General features: G+C 73.2%; 22 protein-coding genes. 13 read left to right on the top strand and 9 right to left on the bottom strand.

Features of this window, described 5'->3' with window-relative positions:
• Nucleotides 1-49: 49 nt before the first annotated feature.
• The 5 genes from DAI17_RS10030 (at nt 50) to DAI17_RS10010 (ending at nt 3,489) form a co-directional block, all read left to right on the top strand.
• Nucleotides 50-535 carry a hypothetical protein gene (locus tag DAI17_RS10030; protein ID WP_107772782.1) on the top strand — a complete coding sequence of 162 codons (486 nt, stop codon included), beginning with the start codon at nt 50-52 and terminating at the stop codon, nt 533-535.
• A 166-nt stretch (nt 536-701) separates the two neighbouring features.
• Nucleotides 702-986 carry a 2TM domain-containing protein gene (locus DAI17_RS10025; RefSeq protein WP_199905047.1) on the top strand — a complete coding sequence of 95 codons (285 nt, stop codon included), beginning with the start codon at nt 702-704 and terminating at the stop codon, nt 984-986.
• A 27-nt stretch (nt 987-1,013) separates the two neighbouring features.
• Nucleotides 1,014-1,796, top strand: coding sequence for a hypothetical protein (locus tag DAI17_RS10020; RefSeq protein WP_107772780.1), 783 nt, complete (start codon nt 1,014-1,016; stop codon nt 1,794-1,796).
• A 45-nt stretch (nt 1,797-1,841) separates the two neighbouring features.
• Nucleotides 1,842-2,321 (top strand): cation:proton antiporter regulatory subunit, encoded by a 480-nt coding sequence (locus DAI17_RS10015; RefSeq protein ID WP_107772779.1) that lies wholly within the window; start codon nt 1,842-1,844, stop codon nt 2,319-2,321.
• 10 nt (nt 2,322-2,331) lie between these two features.
• A complete protein-coding gene (locus DAI17_RS10010; RefSeq protein WP_107772778.1) occupies nt 2,332-3,489 on the top strand; it encodes a cation:proton antiporter in 1,158 nt (385 codons plus the stop codon).
• Here the strand turns inward: DAI17_RS10010 and DAI17_RS10005 are convergent.
• On the bottom strand, nt 3,458-3,901 hold the full coding sequence (locus DAI17_RS10005) for an SRPBCC family protein (protein ID WP_107772777.1): 444 nt from the start codon (nt 3,899-3,901) through the stop codon (nt 3,458-3,460). The two genes, DAI17_RS10010 and DAI17_RS10005, sit on opposite strands and share 32 nt — an antisense overlap.
• A gap of 154 nt (nt 3,902-4,055) precedes the next feature.
• Here DAI17_RS10005 and DAI17_RS10000 point away from each other — a divergent pair, with 154 nt between their 5' ends.
• Nucleotides 4,056-4,430, top strand: a complete 375-nt coding sequence (locus DAI17_RS10000; protein WP_107772776.1) for a DUF1801 domain-containing protein — start codon at nt 4,056-4,058, stop codon at nt 4,428-4,430.
• A gap of 52 nt (nt 4,431-4,482) precedes the next feature.
• Nucleotides 4,483-5,379 carry an NAD-dependent epimerase/dehydratase family protein gene (locus DAI17_RS09995; RefSeq protein WP_107772775.1) on the top strand — a complete coding sequence of 299 codons (897 nt, stop codon included), beginning with the start codon at nt 4,483-4,485 and terminating at the stop codon, nt 5,377-5,379.
• A gap of 7 nt (nt 5,380-5,386) precedes the next feature.
• On the opposite strand, the gene DAI17_RS09990 is transcribed toward DAI17_RS09995, so the two are convergent.
• The 5 genes from DAI17_RS09990 to DAI17_RS09970 form a co-directional block, all read right to left on the bottom strand.
• Complete coding sequence (locus tag DAI17_RS09990) at nt 5,387-5,965, bottom strand: LURP-one-related/scramblase family protein (protein ID WP_234412429.1); 579 nt, start codon at nt 5,963-5,965, stop codon at nt 5,387-5,389.
• Nucleotides 5,966-6,098: 133 nt separating this feature from the next.
• Complete coding sequence (locus DAI17_RS09985) at nt 6,099-6,743, bottom strand: CoA transferase subunit B (RefSeq protein WP_107772774.1); 645 nt, start codon at nt 6,741-6,743, stop codon at nt 6,099-6,101.
• Nucleotides 6,740-7,519 carry a CoA transferase subunit A gene (locus DAI17_RS09980; RefSeq protein WP_107772773.1) on the bottom strand — a complete coding sequence of 260 codons (780 nt, stop codon included), beginning with the start codon at nt 7,517-7,519 and terminating at the stop codon, nt 6,740-6,742. Before DAI17_RS09980 ends, DAI17_RS09985 begins: the two co-directional genes overlap by 4 nt.
• Nucleotides 7,516-8,292, bottom strand: a complete 777-nt coding sequence (gene pcaD / locus DAI17_RS09975) for a 3-oxoadipate enol-lactonase (protein ID WP_107772772.1) — start codon at nt 8,290-8,292, stop codon at nt 7,516-7,518. Before pcaD ends, DAI17_RS09980 begins: the two co-directional genes overlap by 4 nt.
• Nucleotides 8,293-8,294: 2 nt before the next feature.
• The gene (locus tag DAI17_RS09970) at nt 8,295-9,509 is read right to left on the bottom strand and encodes an acetyl-CoA C-acetyltransferase (RefSeq protein WP_107772771.1); all 1,215 of its coding nucleotides are present in this window, start codon (nt 9,507-9,509) and stop codon (nt 8,295-8,297) included.
• Between the two features lie 191 nt (nt 9,510-9,700).
• Here DAI17_RS09970 and DAI17_RS09965 point away from each other — a divergent pair, with 191 nt between their 5' ends.
• Both DAI17_RS09965 and DAI17_RS09960 read left to right on the top strand, forming a co-directional pair.
• On the top strand, nt 9,701-10,225 hold the full coding sequence (locus DAI17_RS09965) for a hypothetical protein (protein WP_159081462.1): 525 nt from the start codon (nt 9,701-9,703) through the stop codon (nt 10,223-10,225).
• A 52-nt stretch (nt 10,226-10,277) separates the two neighbouring features.
• Nucleotides 10,278-11,162, top strand: a complete 885-nt coding sequence (locus DAI17_RS09960; protein ID WP_107772769.1) for a LysR substrate-binding domain-containing protein — start codon at nt 10,278-10,280, stop codon at nt 11,160-11,162.
• Between the two features lie 47 nt (nt 11,163-11,209).
• Here DAI17_RS09960 and DAI17_RS09955 read toward each other — a convergent pair whose 3' ends face one another.
• Together DAI17_RS09955 and DAI17_RS20955 are read right to left on the bottom strand one after the other, a co-directional pair.
• Nucleotides 11,210-14,359 carry an ATP-binding protein gene (locus DAI17_RS09955; RefSeq protein WP_107772768.1) on the bottom strand — a complete coding sequence of 1,050 codons (3,150 nt, stop codon included), beginning with the start codon at nt 14,357-14,359 and terminating at the stop codon, nt 11,210-11,212.
• 102 nt (nt 14,360-14,461) lie between these two features.
• The gene (locus DAI17_RS20955; RefSeq protein WP_159081461.1) at nt 14,462-14,599 is read right to left on the bottom strand and encodes a hypothetical protein; all 138 of its coding nucleotides are present in this window, start codon (nt 14,597-14,599) and stop codon (nt 14,462-14,464) included.
• 152 nt (nt 14,600-14,751) lie between these two features.
• Between DAI17_RS20955 and DAI17_RS09950 the strand changes: the two genes are divergently transcribed.
• From DAI17_RS09950 to DAI17_RS09935, 4 genes are read left to right on the top strand one after another with little or no spacing between them, the layout of a single operon-like run.
• Nucleotides 14,752-15,195, top strand: coding sequence for a MaoC family dehydratase (locus DAI17_RS09950; protein WP_107772767.1), 444 nt, complete (start codon nt 14,752-14,754; stop codon nt 15,193-15,195).
• A gap of 49 nt (nt 15,196-15,244) precedes the next feature.
• Nucleotides 15,245-15,817, top strand: a complete 573-nt coding sequence (locus tag DAI17_RS09945) for an OsmC family protein (protein WP_107772766.1) — start codon at nt 15,245-15,247, stop codon at nt 15,815-15,817.
• Nucleotides 15,818-15,861: 44 nt separating this feature from the next.
• The gene (locus DAI17_RS09940) at nt 15,862-17,166 is read left to right on the top strand and encodes a flavin-containing monooxygenase (RefSeq protein ID WP_107772765.1); all 1,305 of its coding nucleotides are present in this window, start codon (nt 15,862-15,864) and stop codon (nt 17,164-17,166) included.
• Nucleotides 17,163-18,395 (top strand): NAD(P)/FAD-dependent oxidoreductase, encoded by a 1,233-nt coding sequence (locus tag DAI17_RS09935; protein ID WP_107772764.1) that lies wholly within the window; start codon nt 17,163-17,165, stop codon nt 18,393-18,395. Before DAI17_RS09940 ends, DAI17_RS09935 begins: the two co-directional genes overlap by 4 nt.
• On the opposite strand, the gene DAI17_RS09930 is transcribed toward DAI17_RS09935, so the two are convergent.
• Nucleotides 18,392-18,613: a hypothetical protein gene (locus DAI17_RS09930; protein WP_107772763.1), complete on the bottom strand. Its 222-nt coding sequence runs from the start codon at nt 18,611-18,613 to the stop codon at nt 18,392-18,394. The genes DAI17_RS09935 and DAI17_RS09930 overlap by 4 nt on opposite strands.
• Between the last annotated feature and the right edge of the window lie 28 nt (nt 18,614-18,641).

Raw genomic sequence — 18,641 nt, 5'->3', positions numbered from 1 at the left:
CCGGTGGACTGGCGCAAAGCGGCCGGACCGACGAGGGGAGGGGCCGATCGTGCTGACCGTGCAGTCGAAGGTGGCGGTGGAGGGCCTGACCGGTCGGGAGGTCACGGACTTCCTGCTCGACGCCCGCGACGACCGCTACCAGGCCTGGTGGCCGGGCATCCACCTCGAGCTGCACCCCGTGCAGAGTGGGCACCGCGACGACCACGTGGGCGACGTCCTGTTCATGGACGAGTTCATCGGCTCGCGCCGGGTGCGCTCGGTGGTCGAGGTGGTCGAGTCGGTCCCGGGGGAGAGGGTCGTGTGGCAGGCCCGCCCTCGCGGCCGGCGGGTGCCGGTCCGGTTGACGCTCGAGGTGCGCGACGGGGCCGGTCACGTCGAGCTGCGGCACACGGTCACCGCGGGGTGGTCTGGGCGCGGCGCCGTCCTGGACCCGCTGTGGCGGCTCTACTTCTCCCGCTCCTTCGAGCAGGCCATGGAACGGCACGTCCGCACCGAGTTCCGGCGGCTGCGGGACCTGCTGCGCGCGTCTGCCTGACGGGCGACCGGCGTACGCCGTGCCACGGTCCGGACCCTCGGGACTTCGGGACGGCATGGTGAGGACGAGTGGCACTGCCCAGCGGCGGTCGACAGGACGACTCTTGAGGATGGGAGATCCCTGCGAGCCTCGACCGGGAAGGACCTCGGCCGGGAAGGAGGAGGAGATGAGCGCCATGACGCCGCACGAGGAGGAGCTGCGCGCCCTCGCCGTGAAGCGGCTGAAGAAGAAGAGCGAGTTCCGGGGCCACGTGATGATCTACGTCCTCGTCAACACGTTCCTGGTGGTCGTCTGGGCCATGACTGGTTCCGGCTACTTCTGGCCGGCGTTCATCATGGGTGGCTGGGGCATCGGCCTGGTCGCCAACGCATGGGACGTCTACGGCCGCGGCGACCTGGTGACCGAGGACCAGATCCACCACGAGATGGAGAGGCTGGAGCGGCGGCACTAGGCGTCCGGCCAGGAAGGACCGGCCCACATGACCCGGGACGCGGCCCACCGGAAGGACCCCTCGTCACCCGACCCGCGGAGCGCTCCATCGGCGATGTCGGTGGTCCGCGGTGCCGGGGTGGTCGTGGTCGGCCCCGTGCTGCTCGACGCGCTGGAGGTGCTCGGGCCGCTGTCGGCGCTGGGACGCTGGCCCCAGCGTGTGTCGGACGGGCGCCTCCGGGCAGTCGGACGCTGGCTGACGCTCGCCGGCGTCGTCGCCCCGATCGTGGACCACGGGCTGATCCGCCCCTGGTTGCGCCGATGGGGGTCGACGCCGCACGAGCGCGCACGTCGGCTCCCGGGTGACGCCGATGCCCGGTCCCTGGTCACCAGCACGCGCGCGGTGACCGTGCACGCGTCTGCGGACGAGGTCTGGCGGTGGCTCGTGCAGATCGGCCAGGACCGCGGCGGGTTCTACTCCTACGACTGGCTGGAGAACCTCGCGGGCTGCCGCCTGCACAGCGCCGAGGGTGTCCGGCAGGAGTGGCAGCACCGGGAGGCCGGAGACCCGCTCTTCCTGTTCCCCGGGCTCGCCACGAGGTTGGCGACGGTCGACCCGCCGCACGCGCTGGTCATCGAGGGCTGGGGCTCCTACGTCGTCGAGCCGGTCGACACGCACACCTGTCGGCTGCTCGCCCGGGCCCACGCGGACCGCGACGCCGGCGGCGCGGTGTACCTGCTGCTGATCGAGCTGCCGCACGCGATCATGGAACGGCGGATGCTGCTCGGCATCAAGGAACGGGCCGAGAGGCCGTCCGTGGCCGCCGAGTGAGTCGTCGTCCGGCGAGTGGTCACATGCATCGGTCAGACTGCACCCATGGAAGTCACCGAGGTCCTGCTCCCGGGTGTGGGTGTCCGCTACGAGTTCACGGTCGCGTCGGGCCACGACGTCGGGGTGGTGGCCAGGCGCGACGGCGAGTTCGACCTGATCGCCTTCCGCGGCTCGGACCCCGACGCGGCGGAGACGCTCTTCACCATGGACCGGCAGCAGGCCGAGGCGCTGGCCGACATCCTGGGCGCCCCGCGCATCGTCGAGCGGTTCGCCGACCTCAGCCGGGAGGTGCCCGGACTGGCGTCGGCGACCATCGACATCGCTCCCGGCTCCCGGTTCGACGGACGGACGCTGGGGGACACGCGGCTGCGGACCCTGACGGGCGTCTCGGTCGTCGCCGTGGTGAAGGGAGATGTCGTCGTGCCCGCTCCTGCGCCTGCGGAGGGTCTGTCGGGCGGGGACTCGCTGGTGGTGATCGGCACGGAGCCGGGCATCGAGCAGGCGCGCGGTGTCCTGCATGGCTAGGTGCTGACGGGTGGGTCTGTTCCTGGTCGAGCTGGGAGTCCTCCTCCTGGCGCTGGCCCTGCTGGTCGCGCTGGCGCGCCGCGTGGATCTCTCGCCCATCCCCTTCTTCTTGCTCGCGGGGCTGATGCTCGGTGAGGGCGGGGTCTACGACGTCGCCGCCACGTCGGAGTTCGTGCGGGCGGCCGGCGAGATCGGCGTCCTGCTCCTGCTCCTCATGCTGGGACTGGAGTTCTCAGCGGCCGAGTTCACCGCGACGCTGCGGCGGCACGCCGACTCCGGACTGATCGACCTGCTGCTCAACGCGCCTGTCGGCTTCGTGGCGGGGTTCATGCTCGGCTACGAGTGGCAGGCGTGCCTGGCCCTCGCAGGAGTCACCTGGATCTCGTCCTCGGGCATCGTCGCCCGGCTGCTGGGCGACCTCAACAGGATGGGCAACCGCGAGACCCCGGTCGTGCTGTCCGTCCTCGTCCTCGAGGACATCGCGATGGCGGTGTACCTGCCGCTGCTGGTCGTGGTCCTCGCCGGCGGGGGCGTCCTGACCGCCGTGGCGGCGGTCGCGACGGCCCTGGGCCTGGTGGTCCTCGTCATGGTGTCCACGCGGGCGCTCGGGCCCCACCTGGGTCGGGTGCTCGGCCACCAGGAGGACGAGCAGGTGCTGCTGCGGGTGCTCGGCCTGATGCTCGTCGTCGCCGGGCTGACCCACCTCGTCGACGCGTCGGCCGCGGTCGGCGCCTTCCTCGTCGGACTGGCCATCCCCGGCCCGACGGCCGAGCGCGCCCGGTCGGTGCTGCGGCCGCTGCGGGACCTCTTCGCCGCGATGTTCTTCCTGTCGTTCGGCTTCGGGATCTCTCCCTCCAGCCTCACGCCGTACCTCCTCCCGGCCCTGGCCCTCGCCGTCGTCTCCTCGGCGACCAAGCTCGTGTCGGGCGGGTACGCCGCGGCCCGCGCGGGCGTCGGCCGCCGCGGTCGGCTCCGCGCCGGCGGCGCGCTCGTGGCGCGTGGGGAGTTCTCCATCGTCATCGCCGGGCTGGCGGCAGCCGCCGGTCACACCGAGGTGGGCCTGCTGGCCTCGGCGTACGTCGTGCTGCTCGGCGTCCTGGGTCCGCTCGCGGCGCGGTACGCCGACCGGGTGCCCGTCAGTGCGGTTCGGGCTCCAGCAGGGTCTTGAGCCGCGCCAGGTCCTTGGTGGTCGCGCGACGCATGGCGGCGGCCATCACCGGGGCGCTCACCTTGCCGAAGCCGGTGGGAGTCCCGGTGTTGCGCAACGTCATCCGGGCGCCGTCGCCGGCAGGCTCCCAGGTGTAGGTCGTGCGCATCGGGAACGGGCCGTCGGCGGTCTCCATCACCAGCCGCTCGCCCTCGACGAGCTCGACCACGCGGTAGGTGTAGGCGAGGCGCCGGCCCAGGAACTGCGCCACGAAGTCCATCTCCGACCCGACCCGCACCGGGGGATCGGTACGCCACCGCACCGAGCGGATGTTGGCGTACCACTCCGGTGCGTTGGTCGGGTCGCCCGCGTACGCCGCCACGTCGGCGACGGGGCGGGCGATCACGGTCTCGACCTCGACGTCCACAGCCACGTCCCGATCGTAGGCCCGATCGGAACGGCCTCCTCTCCGACGGGCCTGTCCGCACGTGCTGGCGATACCGTGACCCGGTGGGAGAGTCATCGGTGCGGGCGACGACGGACTCGGTGGACGGCTTCATCGCGGAGCACGACGACGCGGGCGGCTCTTGGCCGCGATCGACGCCGTCGTCGCAGGTGCCCTCCCCGGGGCGGACCGCCTCCTGTGGCGGGGCCGGTTCTGGGGCGGAACGGAGCAGTCGATCATCGGCTACCGCACCATCGAGCAACCGCGGCCCAGGGGCGCGAGCGTCTCGTGGTTCCTCATCGGCCTCGCGCGCCAGCAGCGACACCTGAGCCTCTACGTCAACGCCGTGGACGACGGTCGCTACCTGTCCCAGGCCTACGCCGAACGCCTGGGCCGGGTCAGGGGCGGCTCCGCGAGCCTCTCGTTCGCCTCGTCCGACGCCCTCGACCTCGATGTGCTCGCGGAGATGGTCCGGCACGCCGGCCGGATCGCGTACGGGACCGGGCCTGCGGGTTGAGGTGCACTCACAGGCCGGGAAGGTTCCGGAGGGTCCGCGGGTTGGGGGTGCCATGCGCATCTTCTTCACCGGAGGCAGTGGCAAGGCCGGCAAGCACGTCGTCGCCCACCTCGCCGACCAGGGCCACCACGTCACCAACGCCGACCTCGTGCCGCTCGAGCACCCAGGCGTGGCCGACCTCCAGGTCGACCTCACCGACGCGGGCGAGGTGTACTCGGCACTGGCGGGGCTCGCGACGTTCGACGAGCTCGACCTGGACGAGGCGCCGGCGTACGACGCGGTCGTGCACTTCGCCGCGGTCCCGCGGATCCTGCTGACCTCGGACGCGAAGACCTACGCCACCAACGTGCTGAGCACCTACAACGTCCTGGAGGCCGCCACGCGTCTCGGGGTCCGCAAGGTCGTCTTCGCATCGTCGGAGACGACGTACGGCGTCTGCTTCGCGCAGGGGGAGCGTCGGCCGGACTACGTGCCCGTCGACGAGGAGCACCCGACCGTGCCGGAGGACTCCTACGCGATGTCGAAGGTCGCGGGCGAGGTGACCGCGCGGTCGTTCCAGGCGCGCACCGGCGCCGACGTCTACGGCCTGCGGATCAACAACGTCATCGAGCCGCACGAGTACGCCGAGCTGTTCCCGGCCTTCCTCGAGGACCCGTCGCTGCGCCACCGCAACATCTTCGCCTACATCGACACCCGTGACCTGTCGCGGATGGTCGAGCGCTGCCTCGAGGTCGACGGGCTGGGCTACGAGGTGTTCAACGTCGCCAACGCCGACATGTCCGTCGCCGCGACGACCGAGGAGGTCCGGGAGCGCTTCTACGACGGGTTGGAGGTACGCCGCGAGATGGGGCGCGACGAGACGTTCTACGCGATCGACAAGGCTCGTGACCTGCTCGGCTGGGCGCCGCGGCACTCCTGGCGCGACGTCCTCGCCGATCCCGGCGCCTGAGGGCCGCTCACTTCGAGGGGTGGGCCATCGCGTCGACCGCGATGGCCACGGCCAGGACGAGGGCCGCCGGCTCGCCGGGCGCGACCTCGACGCCGTAGGTGTCCCGGGCGCGGAACCACTTCTTGGACACCTCGGCGATCTTGCGCCCGTCGGCCTCGACCTCGTACTCGTGGTCGACGATGTTGCCCTGGACCGTCCAGTCGTCGCCCTGGTCGCGGTCGACCTTCCAGCGCTCGCGCAGCGGCGAGACCAGCGCCTTGTGCACGAGCGCGAGCCGTTCACCCGCGGCGTCCTCGATCGCCATCGAGTCCCGGACGTGCAGGACGCGTGTCTGGATCCGGCAGAGCTTGGCACCCGAGGCGTCCTCGAGGTCGAGCGTGTCGCGCAACCGCAACGCCTTCCCGTCGACGCGGAACACGCGGTCGCCGGCGTCGTCCTCGACCCAGTAGTCGTCGCCGATCGACACGAGCTTCTGGCGCATCAGGTAGCGGTTGGCAGTGCCTCCGCGTCCGAAGGTGTCACGCTCTTCCTGACGCTTCTCGCGCCGGTCGCGCAGGCCCATGGTCGTCTCCCTCTCGTCGGTCACGTCCCACGCTCGCCGACGGCGGCAGTCGAGCGCCTCACTCGCTCCGGGTGAGAAGTGGGTGGGGCACCAGACCGTGAGGGCGCGCGCCCGTTGGGTGTGGCTTCGGTGTCACCCAGTGGCACCGAAGCCACACTCAGCCCACGGACGCAGGTACCCGGACCGGGGCCCCGGTCCTCTCGGTGATCTCCTCGACCGTCACCCCGGGGGCGAGCTCGACGAGCTCGAAGGCGTCCTCCGCGACGTCGAGGACGCCGAGGTCGGTGATCACGCGGGACACGACGCGACGGCCGGTGAGGGGGAGGTCGCAGGCGGCCACGAGCTTGTGGCTGCCGCTGCGGGACACGTGCTCCATCAGCACGATGACGCGACGGGCGCCGCTGACGAGGTCCATGGCGCCGCCCATGCCCTTGACCATCGACCCGGGGACCATCCAGTTGGCGAGGTCGCCGGTCATCGAGACCTGCATCCCGCCCAGGACGGCGGTGTCGATGTGGCCGCCGCGGATCATCGCGAAGCTCAGCGACGAGTCGAAGTAGGACGCCCCGGGCAGCACGGTCACGGTCTGCTTGCCCGCGTTGATGAGGTCGGGGTCGACCTCGTCGGGGTAGGGGAAGGGGCCGACGCCGAGGAGGCCGTTCTCGGCGTGCAGCGTTACCGTCGACCCCTCCGGCAGGTGGCCGGGGATCAAGGTGGGCAGGCCGATGCCGAGGTTGACGTACTCGCCCTCGTGCAGCTCGCGCGCCGCGCGGGCGGCCATCTCGTCTCGCGTCCAGCTCATGCCTGGGCGTCCTCTCGGGGTCGGGTGGTGAGCTTCTCGATGTCCTTCTCGCTCGCCTGCGCGGGCGTCAGCTCGACGACGCGCTGGACGAAGACGCCGGGCAGGTGCACGTCGTCCGGCGCGATCTCGCCGACCTCGACGACCTCCTCGGCCTCCACGATCGTGAGGCGCCCGGCCATCGCGGCGGGGATGTTGAAGTTGCGGGCCGAGGCGTGGAAGACGCAGTTGCCGGCGCGGTCGACCCGGGCGGCGCGGACGAGCGCCACGTCGGTGACGATCGACTCCTCGAGGACCATGTCGACGCCGTGGAAGGTCCGCACCTCCTTGGGCTCCGAGGCCAGCGCGACGGTGCCGTCGGGGTGGTAGCGCCAGGGCAGGCCGCCCTCGGAGACCATCGTGCCGACGCCCGTGGGGGTGAAGAAGGCCCCGATGCCGGCGCCGCCCGCACGCAGTCGCTCGGCGAGCGTGCCCTGCGGGGTGAGCTCCACGGTCAGCTCGCCGGCGAGGTACTGCCGGCCGAACTCCTTGTTCTCACCGACGTACGACGCGATCACGCGGGTGATCCGTCGTGCCTCGAGCAGCAGGCCGAGCCCGGCGCCGTCGACGCCGCAGTTGTTCGACACGACCGTGAGGTCGTCGGCGCCCTGCTCGAGCAGCGCGCCGATCAGCGTCCACGGGATGCCGACGAGGCCGAAGCCGCCGACGGCCAGGCTCGAGCCGGACGCGATGTCGGCCACGGCGTCCTCCGGGCTGGGGACGAGCTTGTCGAGACTCATGTCATTGCTCCCGTCAGGTGGGCGAGGATCGCGGGGGTGATGGTCCGGGGCTGCTCGGCGTTGGCGAGGTGGGCCGAGTCGGGTACGACGAGGAGCCGGCCGTCCTGGACGGCGTCGGCGATGGCCTCGAGGTGCGGCGGGGGAGTGGCCGGGTCGTCCGCGCCCGCGATCGCGAGCGTGGGCGCCGAGATGGCCGGGAGGTCCTCGCGCAGGTCCATGGCAGCGATCACCTCGCAGCAGGACGCGTACCCCTCGGCCGGCGTGCGGGCCACGACGGACTCGCACTCGGCCCTGACATCGGGGTTGGCCTCGAGGTGCGCCGGGGTGAACCACCGGGCGACGACCGCCTCGGCCACCGCCGAGCTGCCGTCCTCCCGCACGGTCGCGGCGCGGTCGTGCCAGGCGCTGGCGGGGTCGAGCCTGGCCCCGGTGCACAGGACGACGAGCCGGTCGACCCGCTGGGGGTCGCGGGCCGCGAGGCGCATGCCGGTCATGCCGCCGAGCGAGAGCCCGACGAAGTGGGCCTTCTCGACGCCGAGACCGTCGAGCAGGGCGACCACGTCGTCGGCGAGGTCGTCGATGTCGTAGGGACCGGACGGCACCGGGGACCGGCCGTGGCCGCGGGTGTCGTAGCGGACGACGCGGAAGTGCTCGGCCAGCGCGTCGGCCTGGGCGTCCCACATGGACGTCGTGGAGCCGAGCGAGTTGGACAGCACGACGACCGGGGCGTCCTCGGGTCCGGTGACGACGTGGTGGACCGCGACGGCGCTCATGGTCACGCCACCCGCTCGAAGACCGCGGCGAGGCCCTGGCCGCCGCCGATGCACATCGTCTCGAGACCGTAGCGCGCCTCGCGGCGCTGCATCTCGTGGGCCATCGTGGCCAGGATGCGGGCGCCGGTGGCGCCGACCGGGTGGCCGAGCGAGATGCCGGAGCCGTTGGGGTTGAGCCGCTCGTCGGTCGGGTCGACCTTCCACTCGCGCAGGCAGGCCAGCACCTGGGCCGCGAACGCCTCGTTGAGCTCGATCACGTCCATCTCGTCGAGGGTCAGGCCCGCGCGCTCGAGGGCGGCGGCGGTGGACGGGACCGGTCCGATGCCCATCACCTCGGGGCCGACGCCGGCCACGGCCCACGACCTGAGGGCGAGCAGCGGGCGCAGGCCGCGGCGCTCCGCCTCGTCCCGGGTGGTCACGACGCACATGGCGGCGCCGTCGTTCTGGCCGCTGGCGTTGCCGGCGGTGACCGTCGACTCCGCGTCGAGCTTCTGGCGCACCGGCCTGAGAGCGGCCAGGTCCTCGAGCGTGGTGTCGGGCCGCGGGTGCTCGTCGCGGTCGACGACGACGTCCGGCTTGCCGCGCCGGCCGGGGACGGTCACGGGCACGAGCTCGCCGGCGAACCTGCCGGCCTCGTGGGCGGCGCCGGCGCGCTGCTGGGAGCGGACCGAGAGCTCGTCCTGCTCCTCGCGGGAGATGTCGTACTCGCGGCGCAGGTTCTCGGCCGTCTCCAGCATCCCGCCGGGGACGGGGCGGTCACGGCCGCCGGCGGTCTCGCGCGCCCGGACCAAACGGTCCATGAGCTCGACGCCGCCGCTGCGGATGCCGGTGCGCAGGCCGAGCGCGTAGTGCTCGACGTTGGACATCGACTCGGCGCCGCCGGCGACCACGACCCGGGCGGCGCCGGTGGCGACCTGGCCGGCGGCGTACAGCACGGCCTGCAGGCCGGAGCCGCAGCGCCTGTCGACCTGGAGTCCGGGGACGCCGGTGCCGAGGCCCGCGTCGAGGGCGGCGATCCGGCCGATGGCCGGGTTCTCGCCGCTGGGGTAGCAGTTGCCCAGGACGACGTCGTCGACGTCGCCCTCCTGCAGCCCCGTACGACGGACCAGCTCGGCGAGGGTGGTCGAGGCGAGGTCGACGGCGGAGAGGGAGGCGAAGGCGCCCCCGAAGCGACCCACCGGGGTGCGCACGGGCTCACAGATCACGATGTCGGACATGGTTCGAACCTAGTCGCCATCGTCCATATTCAGAAGTATCCGTTTGGCTGACACTGAGAGGTATTACGTCCTAAACGAGCTGTCAACAAACGGGCCGGCAGCCCCGACGGGAAACGCGAACCTCCGGAGGTGCAACCTCCTGCTCCCCGGGAGCGTCTAGGAGTCGTATGACGTGCGAGCAAGGGGGAAAGATGGTGGCGACGAGGTGGGCCGCGCGAGCAGCGGCTGCGTGCGCCGTCGGGTTCATGGCGATGGGTGGGACCGCGGCCGCGGACACCACGAGGTACGACGACCCGATCGGGGACTCGACGGAGGTGGACGTCTCGCGGGTGCGTGTCGTCCACCGTGACGCGGTCACGGTGCGGGTCCGCTCGGCCGTCCCGCTGGCGGCCGGTCAGCTCTACACGTTCTGGATCCAGACCGGGCGTGGCGCCGGGCGCACCTACCACGTGGCATTCCGCGCGAACTCGGACTTCGAGGACCGGCTCGGCGTCGTCCGCCCCTTCGGTCGTCACCCCACGCGTTTCGTCGAGTGCCCGGGGGTGCGCGCCCGCGCCGACATCTTCAGCGACGCGCCGGTCGCGATCCGGGTCCCGCGAAGCTGCCTGGGGGAACCGGGACGGGTCCGGGTCGCGGTGCGGTTCGCGGACGAGACCACGGGCGCCGCGGACTGGGCGCCGGAACGCCGCACCTTCGGGCCCTGGGTGACCCGATAGATACGTCGCGGATCGTAGCTGTAGTGCACTCACACTCTGCGAATATGAGTGGATGGAACTGCGCCACCTCCGCTACTTCGTCGCCGTCGCCGAGGAACGTCACTTCGGCCGGGCGGCCGAGCGGCTGCACATGGCGCAGCCGCCGCTCTCCCAGCAGATCCGCCAGCTCGAGGCGGAGCTGGGCGTCACGCTGCTGACCCGCACCACCCGGCGCGTGGACCTGACGCCGGCGGGAGCGGCGTACCTCGACCACGCCCGTGACATCCTCGCCGCGGTCGACGCGGCGGGGGAGGTGGCACGCCGGATCGCCGCCGGGCGCACCGGGCGCCTGGTGGTCGGGTGCGTCGGGTCGGCGACCTACTCCCTGCTGCCGGCCCTGGCCAAGGCACTGCGCAGCGAGCTGCCGGACGTGGAGCTCGGCTTCCGTGGGGAGATGCTGTCGCCGGAGCAGGCCGCGGCCCTGCGCGACGGGACCCTGGACCTCGCCCTGCTGCGGCAGCTGCCGGACACGACCGGGCTCGCCGTCAGCGACGTCCGGCGCGAGCGGCTGCTGGTCGCGCTGCCCCAGGAGCACCGGTACGCCGCCCGCAAGCGGCTGCGGGTCGCCGACCTCGCCGGCGAGGGCCTGGTGGTCCACGCCGGCGGCGGGCGCTCGATGATGAGCTCGCTGGTCCACGAGCTCTTCGCCGACGTCGGCCTCGCTCCTGCGGTCCGGCACGAGGTGGCGGAGACCTCGACGCTGGTGACGTTCGTCGCCGCCGGGATGGGCGTGGCCGTCGTGCCCGAGCCGACCTCCGCCCTCAACGTCCCCGGCGTCGTCTATGTGCCGCTGGTCGGGACGCCCGGCATCGACCTCGTCGTCGCGACGCGGGAGGGCGACGCCAACCCGGTGCTCCCGCGCGCGCTCGCCCGGGTGGCCGAGCTGGGCGGCGACTGAGTCGTGACGGGCGACGCTGTCGACGACCTCGGTCTGCTGCGGCGGCCTCAGGTCGGGACCGCCGCGACCTCTCGGGCGCGCTCGCAGCGCTCACGATCCCGTGGCTGACCGGCCGCTCCGAACAACGTGGCGGCCCGGCCGATGAAACGCGCGAACTCGTCGTGGTCTCCCCGGGCCCGGGCGACGTGTGCACGCGCCTCGAGCACCGCAGCCTCCCAGGCACTTCCTTCCCAGCGGGACGCCGACACCGTGGCGACGGAGAGGTGGTGCTCCGCCGCGTCGACGTCACCGACCGACGCGCACGCGATCGCGGCGGGCACGGCGAGCATGACGTCGCAGAACGGGCAGGAGTCCGGGTCCCCGAGGGTCGCCTCGGCCCGGTCGACCATCGCCCGCGCGGCCACCGGGTCGGGTGCGGCGGCGATCATCGTCCCGTAGATGCGCTGGAGCAGGTGCATGCTGATGACCGACCAGCGCGCCAGGGGGAGGGCGTGCTGGAGCAGGGCCTGTGCCTCCTCGGGGCGGCCCTGGGCGAGCCGTACCTCCGCCAGTCGCTGCAGGCTGTGTGCTTCTCCCGCCGCGGCGTCCACGTCCCGGTGCAGGTCCACCGCCTCGAGCAGCTCTCGCTCCGCCCGCTCGAGGTCGCCCATCAGGAGCGCGGCCTCGCCGATCAGGGCGGTGGCGAAGGCCACGCCTCGCAGGGCGCCCGCTCGGACGGCCCGGGCGCGCAGCTCCTCGGCAAGGGCGACGACCTCGACGTAGGGCACCGGTCCGTACAGCAGGTACTCGGCCACGCAGAGGTGCGCGTCGAACAGGGCGGTCGCGAGACCGGGCCTGCCGCTCGTACGTCGCAGCTCGAGCCGGAACCGTTCGAACCACTCCCCGCGCTGGTGCGCGATGAGACCCTGCAACGCCACGAGGTCGACGTAGTGCCAGGGGTCCTCCGGGGTCAGCAGCACCCGCCGCGCAGCCGCCGCGGCCTCCCAGGCAGCGTCGACGTCACCGGAGAAGTAGGCGAGGTTCCCCCTGGCCAGCAGGACGGGGCCGTCTGCCGCGTCGCCCTCGAGCTCCAGCCCGGCGAGCGCCGCCTCTGCGGTGTCGAGCTCCCCGGCGAAGCACGCGGCTCGTGCCAGCCTGGCCCGGACGAGCCGGTGCTCGGTGCCGGTGGTGGCGGACGCCGCCTCGCGGTAGGCGGGGACCGCGCCGGGGTCCCCGAGCGCCATCAGCAGGTCGCCGCGGCGCGCGAGGAGGTGCGCCCGCTCCGCGCCGCGGGCGTGCTCGCCCACGGCGTCGACCAGGGCCAGGGCGTCGCGGTAGGCGCCGAGCGCGCCCGCGGTCTCCACGGCCGGCAGGACGTGGGGGACGGCCAGGTCCGCGCGTCCGGCGGCCAGGTACTGGTGCGCGACGCGCGCCGGTGCCGCGCCGAGGCGCGAGAGCTGTCGCGCCACCTCCAGGTGTGCCTCGATCCTCCTGGACGCCGGCATCCGTTCGAGCAACGTCTCGCGGACGAGGGCGTGGCGGAACCGGTGGCCGGCGTCGGTCGGCTCCACCACGAGTGCCGACGTCGCGACGTCCAGGTGGCGATAGGCCTCCTGCTCGTCCACCCCGGCCACGGCGACGAGCTCGTCGGTGGTGAACGTCGAGCCCAGCACCGCGACCCGGCCGAACGTGCGCTCCACCGCCGGCGGCAGGCCGAGGCCCATCTCCCCGGGCCTGCCGTCGACCGCCGTCCGCACCAGCTCGAGCACGGAGAAGGGAAGGCCACCGCTCGCCGAGCAGATGTGGCTCACGGTCGCCTCGTCGAGACCCGGTGCCTCGGCCGCGATCAGCCGCCGGGTGCTCCTGTCGTCCAGGGGGGCGATCGGCAGAGTGGAACCGATGCCGCGCGCCACGAGGCTCGCGGTCACCGCTCGCAGGGTCTCGGTGCCCTCGGCACGATGGGCCAGGACGAGGACGACCGGGCCGCTCACCGCACAGCGCGCGAGGTAGTGCAGCAGGCGCAGCGAGGCTTCGTCCGCCTCGTGGATGTCGTCCACCACGAGGAGCACGCCGTGCCCTGCCGCGGCGAGCCGCACCAGCTCTGCGGTGGCGACGAAGAGGCGCTGGTGCGCGCTCTCCCCGGACCAGCTGACCTCGGTCCCGGACATCGCTCGCTCGATCTCCGCACGGAACTGGTCGTCGAGGCCGTCGAGGAGCATCGGGGCGCGCCGGCACAGGTCGCCCAGCGCCTCGAGGACCGACGCGTAGGGCCACGGTCCCTCGACCGCCGAGGCCGTGCCGCGGCCCACGAGCCACCCTCGGCGACGAGCCATGGCCACTGCCAGGTCGAGCACCGCCGTCTTGCCGACACCCGGGGGACCGGTGACGAGCACCGTGCTTCCGCGGCCGGCCTCGGCCTGCTCCAGTCGCTGCCTGATCTCGTCGCCCGCCCGGCGCCGGGCGACGAGGCGGACCTGGGCAGGAGCCCGTGCACCGCCCGGCGCCACGTCCGCGGTGCCGGACGCTCCGAGCGCTCCGGTCAGCGACCGCCGCAGGTCCTCCGCTGCCGTGCTGGGCGCGGTGCCGAGCTCCCGTCGGAACGACTGCTCCATCCGCTCCAGCTGTCTGAGTGCGCCTCGTACGTCGCCACGGTCCGCGGCCTCACGGACCAGTGCCAGGTGCGCCTCCTCATCGGCGGGCTCGTGCTGCAGCACCTCCTGCCACCGGTGGAGCAGCCGGAGCACGTCGAGGTGGAGCAGGCGCAGGGCGTCGCGCTGCTCCCCGATCGACGGGTCGTACCGGTCCTCGGGCAGCAGCTCCCCGTCGTACAGGGCGAGTGCGGCGACGGCGTCGTCGCGGGAGCGGGTCGCCAAGGCCGCCTCGGCCAGCCGGCGGAACTCGACCGCGTCGACGGTGACGCGGGCATCGGGCAGCAGCGTGACGAGGTCGTGCCGGAGCACGACGGTCGAGGACTCGTCGCCGCCCAGTGCGCGGCGGGCGTAGTGGGCGGCCTTGTGCAGGCGTGGCAGTGCGGCCTCGGCGGAGGTGCCGGGCCACAGGGCCTCGATGACCTGCTCACGATGGAGACGGCGTCCGTGGGCGAGGGCGAGGAGCTTGACCAGGCCCGCCGCATGGCGGCGGGCCCACGCGTCGGCGGGGATCGCAACCCCGTCGACGTTGACCTCGAACCTCCCGAGCAGGGTGATGCGGACGTCCATGCCGCTCTCGCTCGTCCTCGACTCGCCTGCCTCGGCAGGATACGCCCGATCGCGAAGCGGTGACGGCCCGCGACATGGCCGGCCGGTCGGCGACCGCGGTGCTCACCGCCATGACCGGCGCCGACGCTGCGACCGGGCGCGCCGCGCCTCGCGCCGCATGCGGCGCTCGGGGGTGTCGACCGACGCCAGCTCCTGGGCGCGCTGGCGCGCCAGCTCCATGATCACGTAGTCGTGGTGCATCTCGGGGGTCCTCCCTGTGTCGGCCACCCGTGCGGTCACGGGCGGCGCTCGTGTCGGAGGCCCACGGTCGACGGGTGGTCTTCCCGGCCGCTTCCCCGACCGCACGGCCGCGGGGAAGGTCGCGGGAAGGTCCGCCCGGCACGGTTCCGGCCATGCACGCACCGCAGATCGGCACCGTCGCCCACCGCACCCGCTCCGTCACACGGCGGGACATCGAGCTGTTCACGCAGATGACCGGGGACCGCAACCCGGTCCACCACGACGAGGACCTCGCCCGTCGCAGCCGTTTCGGCGGCGTGGTGGTGCAGGGCGGCGTCACCTCGGGCCTGCTCAACGCCCTGGTCGCGGAGCAGCTGCCCGGGCCCGGGAGCGTCTTCCTGGAGGTCGCGTGGCGCTTCCTCGCCCCGGTGCGCCCCGGTGACGTGATCACCGCCCGGGCGACGGTGGTCGAGGCCCGTGACGACAAGCCCGTGACGCACCTGGCCACGTCGGTGACCAACCAGGACGGCGACACCGTGCTCGACGGCACGGCCGTCGTCTGGCGCGATCCCGCCGTGGCGTCAGCCGCCGGCGGACCGCCGCACCCCACCCACTGACCGCGGCGCCGGACCGTCCGGCGCCGACCCCATGAAAGGGATCACCGCAATGACCGTCACCACCAACCCCTCGGAGACCAACGGCGTGGACGTCGCGACCCTGTTCGCCACGCTCGACGCCGTCAAGGCCCAGCCCGAGATCGCCCGGTTCCAGTTCCGCGCCCGCAACTCGTGGCAGGGCGGCACCCACAGCCGGTCGGAGTTCAGCGACTTCCACGGGGCGACCCAGGAGATGGAGCACAGGTCCGTCACCGCCGTGGACTCCGACCACCCGGCCGTCCTCGTCGGCCAGGACCACGGCCCCACGCCCGTGGAGTACCTCCTCCACGGCATCGCCGCCTGCCTCACGGCCGGTGTCGCCAACGTCGCGGCAGCCCGCGGCGTACGACTGCACAAGGTCTCCTCGACCGTCCAGGGCGACATCGACCTGCTCGGCATCTTCGGGATGTCCGACGGGACCGTCCGCAACGGCTACGAGCAGGTCAAGGTCACCTTCCACATCGAGGGCGACGCGGACGAGGAGACCCTGCGCGGCCTGGTCGAGCAGTCCCGGCGGCGCTCGGCGGTCTACGACGCGCTGACCAACCCGACCCCCGTCGTCATCGACGTGGTCACCGGCTGAACCCGCGACCCCCACCCGCACCCAGGACCCGAGGAGGGCCCACGATGAACCACCTCAGTGTCGACACCGTGGTGATCGGTGCCGGACACGCCGGCCTCGCCGTCAGCCGCCTGCTGAGCGAGGCCCGGCGAGACCACGTCGTGCTCGACCGCGGGCGGGTGGGGGAGCGGTGGCGGACCGAGCGCTGGGACTCCCTCCACCTGCTCACCCCGAGCTGGATGACGCGTCTGCCGCACTGGCGCTACGACGGTCCGGAGCCGGAGGGCTTCATGTCAGCCCGGGCGTTCGCGAGCCTGCTCGTCCGGTACGCCGAGTCGTTCGCCGCGCCCGTCGTCAGCGGCACCACCGTGCTCTCGGTCCGTCGGTGCGGCCTCGACCAGTACGCCGTCGTCACCGACCGTGGGACCTACCTGGCGAAGCACGTGGTCGTGGCCACCGGGCCGCACGGGCGGCCTGTGGTGCCCCACTCGATCGGTGCCACGGATCTCCGGGTCGTGCACAGCAGCGCCTACCGGAACCCCGCGCAGCTGCCGGCGGGCGGGGTCCTGGTGGTCGGGGCCTCGTCGTCGGGCGTGCAGATCGCCGACGAGCTCCTCCGCTCCGGCCGCGACGTCGTCGTGGCCGTGGGGAGGCACACCCGGATGCCGCGCCGCTACCGCGGCATGGACATCTTCTGGTGGCTGGAGGGCACCGGCCGGACCGCTCGCACCATCGACGAGGTCCGGGACCCTGCGGCGGCACGACGTGAACCGTCGCTGCAGCTCGTCGGGCGTCCCGCGACCCAGGCCGCCGAGACCCTGGACCTCGCCGTGCTGCGGGCGCGTGGCGCCCGGCTCGCCGGCCGGCTGGAGTCGCTGCGCGGGAGCACGGCCCTGTTCGCCGACGACCTGTCCGACACGGTCGCGGCGGCCGACCGGGTGATGCACCGCGTCCTGGACGACGTCGACGCCCACGTCCTGCGGACGGGGCTCGAGAGCGAGGTGCGCCCGGCGTACCGTCCGCGACCGCTCACGGACCCGAGGGGACCGCGTCGGCTGCACCTGGGTGCCGAGGGGATCCGGACCGTCGTGCTCGCCGTCGGTTTCCGGCCCGACCACACCTGGCTCCACGTGCCCGGCCTCCGCTCGGACGGCGTGCTCCGGCAGTACCGGGGAGTCACCGAGGCGCCGGGTCTGTACGTCGTCGGTCAGCGGTTCCAGCACCGCAGGGACTCGGGGTTCATCGACGGCGCGCGTCACGACGCACACGCCGTGGTGCACCACCTCCTCACCGGCTCGCGCCCGCCGGTCGCGCCGGCACGCTCGACCAGCGACCGGCCCGACCCGGTCGATGGGAGGGAGGCGGCATGACGGACTACGACGTGGTCGTGGTGGGTGGCCGGGTGGCGGGAGCCTCCACGGCCCTGTTGCTGGCACGCGCGGGCGCTCGCGTCGCGCTCGTGGACCGCGGGCGGCGCTGCAGCGACACCGTCTCCACCCACGCGTTGATGCGGGCCGGGGTGCTGCAGCTCTCTCGCTGGGGCCTGCTGGACCGCCTGGTGGCGGCCGGCACCCCACCCGTGTGCCGGACCACCTTCCACCACGAGGGCCGCCGGCCCGTCGAGGTCTCGATCCGTCCCTCGACCGGCGTCGACGCGCTCTATGCGCCGCGACGCCACGTGCTGGACACGATCCTGGTCGACGCAGCGGCCGAGGCAGGTGCCGAGGTCCTGCACCAGACGCATGTCACCGCGCTGCTGCGGGACGGGCACGGGCGGGTCACCGGCGTGGTGGCGCGAGCGACGGACGGCCGACGAGTGCCGATCACCGCGCCGGTCACCGTGGGCGCCGACGGGATCTCGTCGATGGTGGCGCGCGCCGTGGACGCGCCGGTCGAGGTGCAGGGCCGGGCCGCCAGCGCCGTGCTCTACCGCTACGTGCCCGGGTGCGGGGCGAGCGGCTACGAGTGGGCGTACGGCGGACGGGCGGCGGCCGGGGTCATCCCCACGAACGGTGGTGAGTGCTGCGTCTTCGTGTCCAGCACGCCCGAGCGGGTCCGGCGACTGCGCAGGCAGGGTGCGGAGGCGGCGTTCGACGCCCTGCTGGGCATCGTCGGCGGGGCCGTGGCCGAGAACGTCCGGGACCGAGGCCGCCCCGGTGGCCGGATCCGGGGGTGGGCAGGGACGCCCGGTCACGTACGCCGGTCCTGGGGACCCGGGTGGGCGCTGGTCGGGGACGCTGGCTACTTCAAGGATCCGATCACCACGCACGGCATGACGGACGCGCTGCGGGACGCAGAGCTGCTGACCGACGCGCTCCTGGCCGTGCTGGATGGATCGGCGGAGGCGGTGGCCCTGGCGGACTACCAGGCGACCCGCGACCGGCTCTCCAGGGACCTGTTCGAGGTCACCGAGGAGGTGGCGGCCTACGAGTGGCACGCCGACCGGGTGCAGGTGCTCCTCCGCCGGGTCAGCTCGGCCATGCGTGCCGAGGTCGACCTCCTCGAGGCTCGGGTGCCGCGGCCGGCGCCGTGGAGCGCCGCCGGAGCAGGGGCGCCGTGCTCAGCCGAGGCCCCAGAGCTGGGTGGGCACCACAGCTAGAGGACGGCGCCTCGGGGCGCGACCTCCACGGTGGCGACACCCCGTGCGTACAGCACCACGAGCCGATCACCGTGCCTGCAGCGCAGCACGCCGGATTCCTGCGACAGCGTCGTCACGACGTGGTCGACGACCTCGCTCTCGCTTCCCGCGTTGTCGTCGTACGTGACATCCATGCTGTCACCGCTGATGAGCCGGACACGAAGCACGAGCGCTGCCATGCCTCCGGACCTTAGACGCTTGCCTCGC

Origin of the sequence: Nocardioides sediminis, assembly GCF_003047295.1 — a bacterium.
GTDB classification, from domain to species: domain Bacteria; phylum Actinomycetota; class Actinomycetes; order Propionibacteriales; family Nocardioidaceae; genus Nocardioides; species Nocardioides sediminis.
Note: the sequence above shows the minus strand (reverse complement) of the source record. Positions and strands in the feature narration are given on the sequence as shown.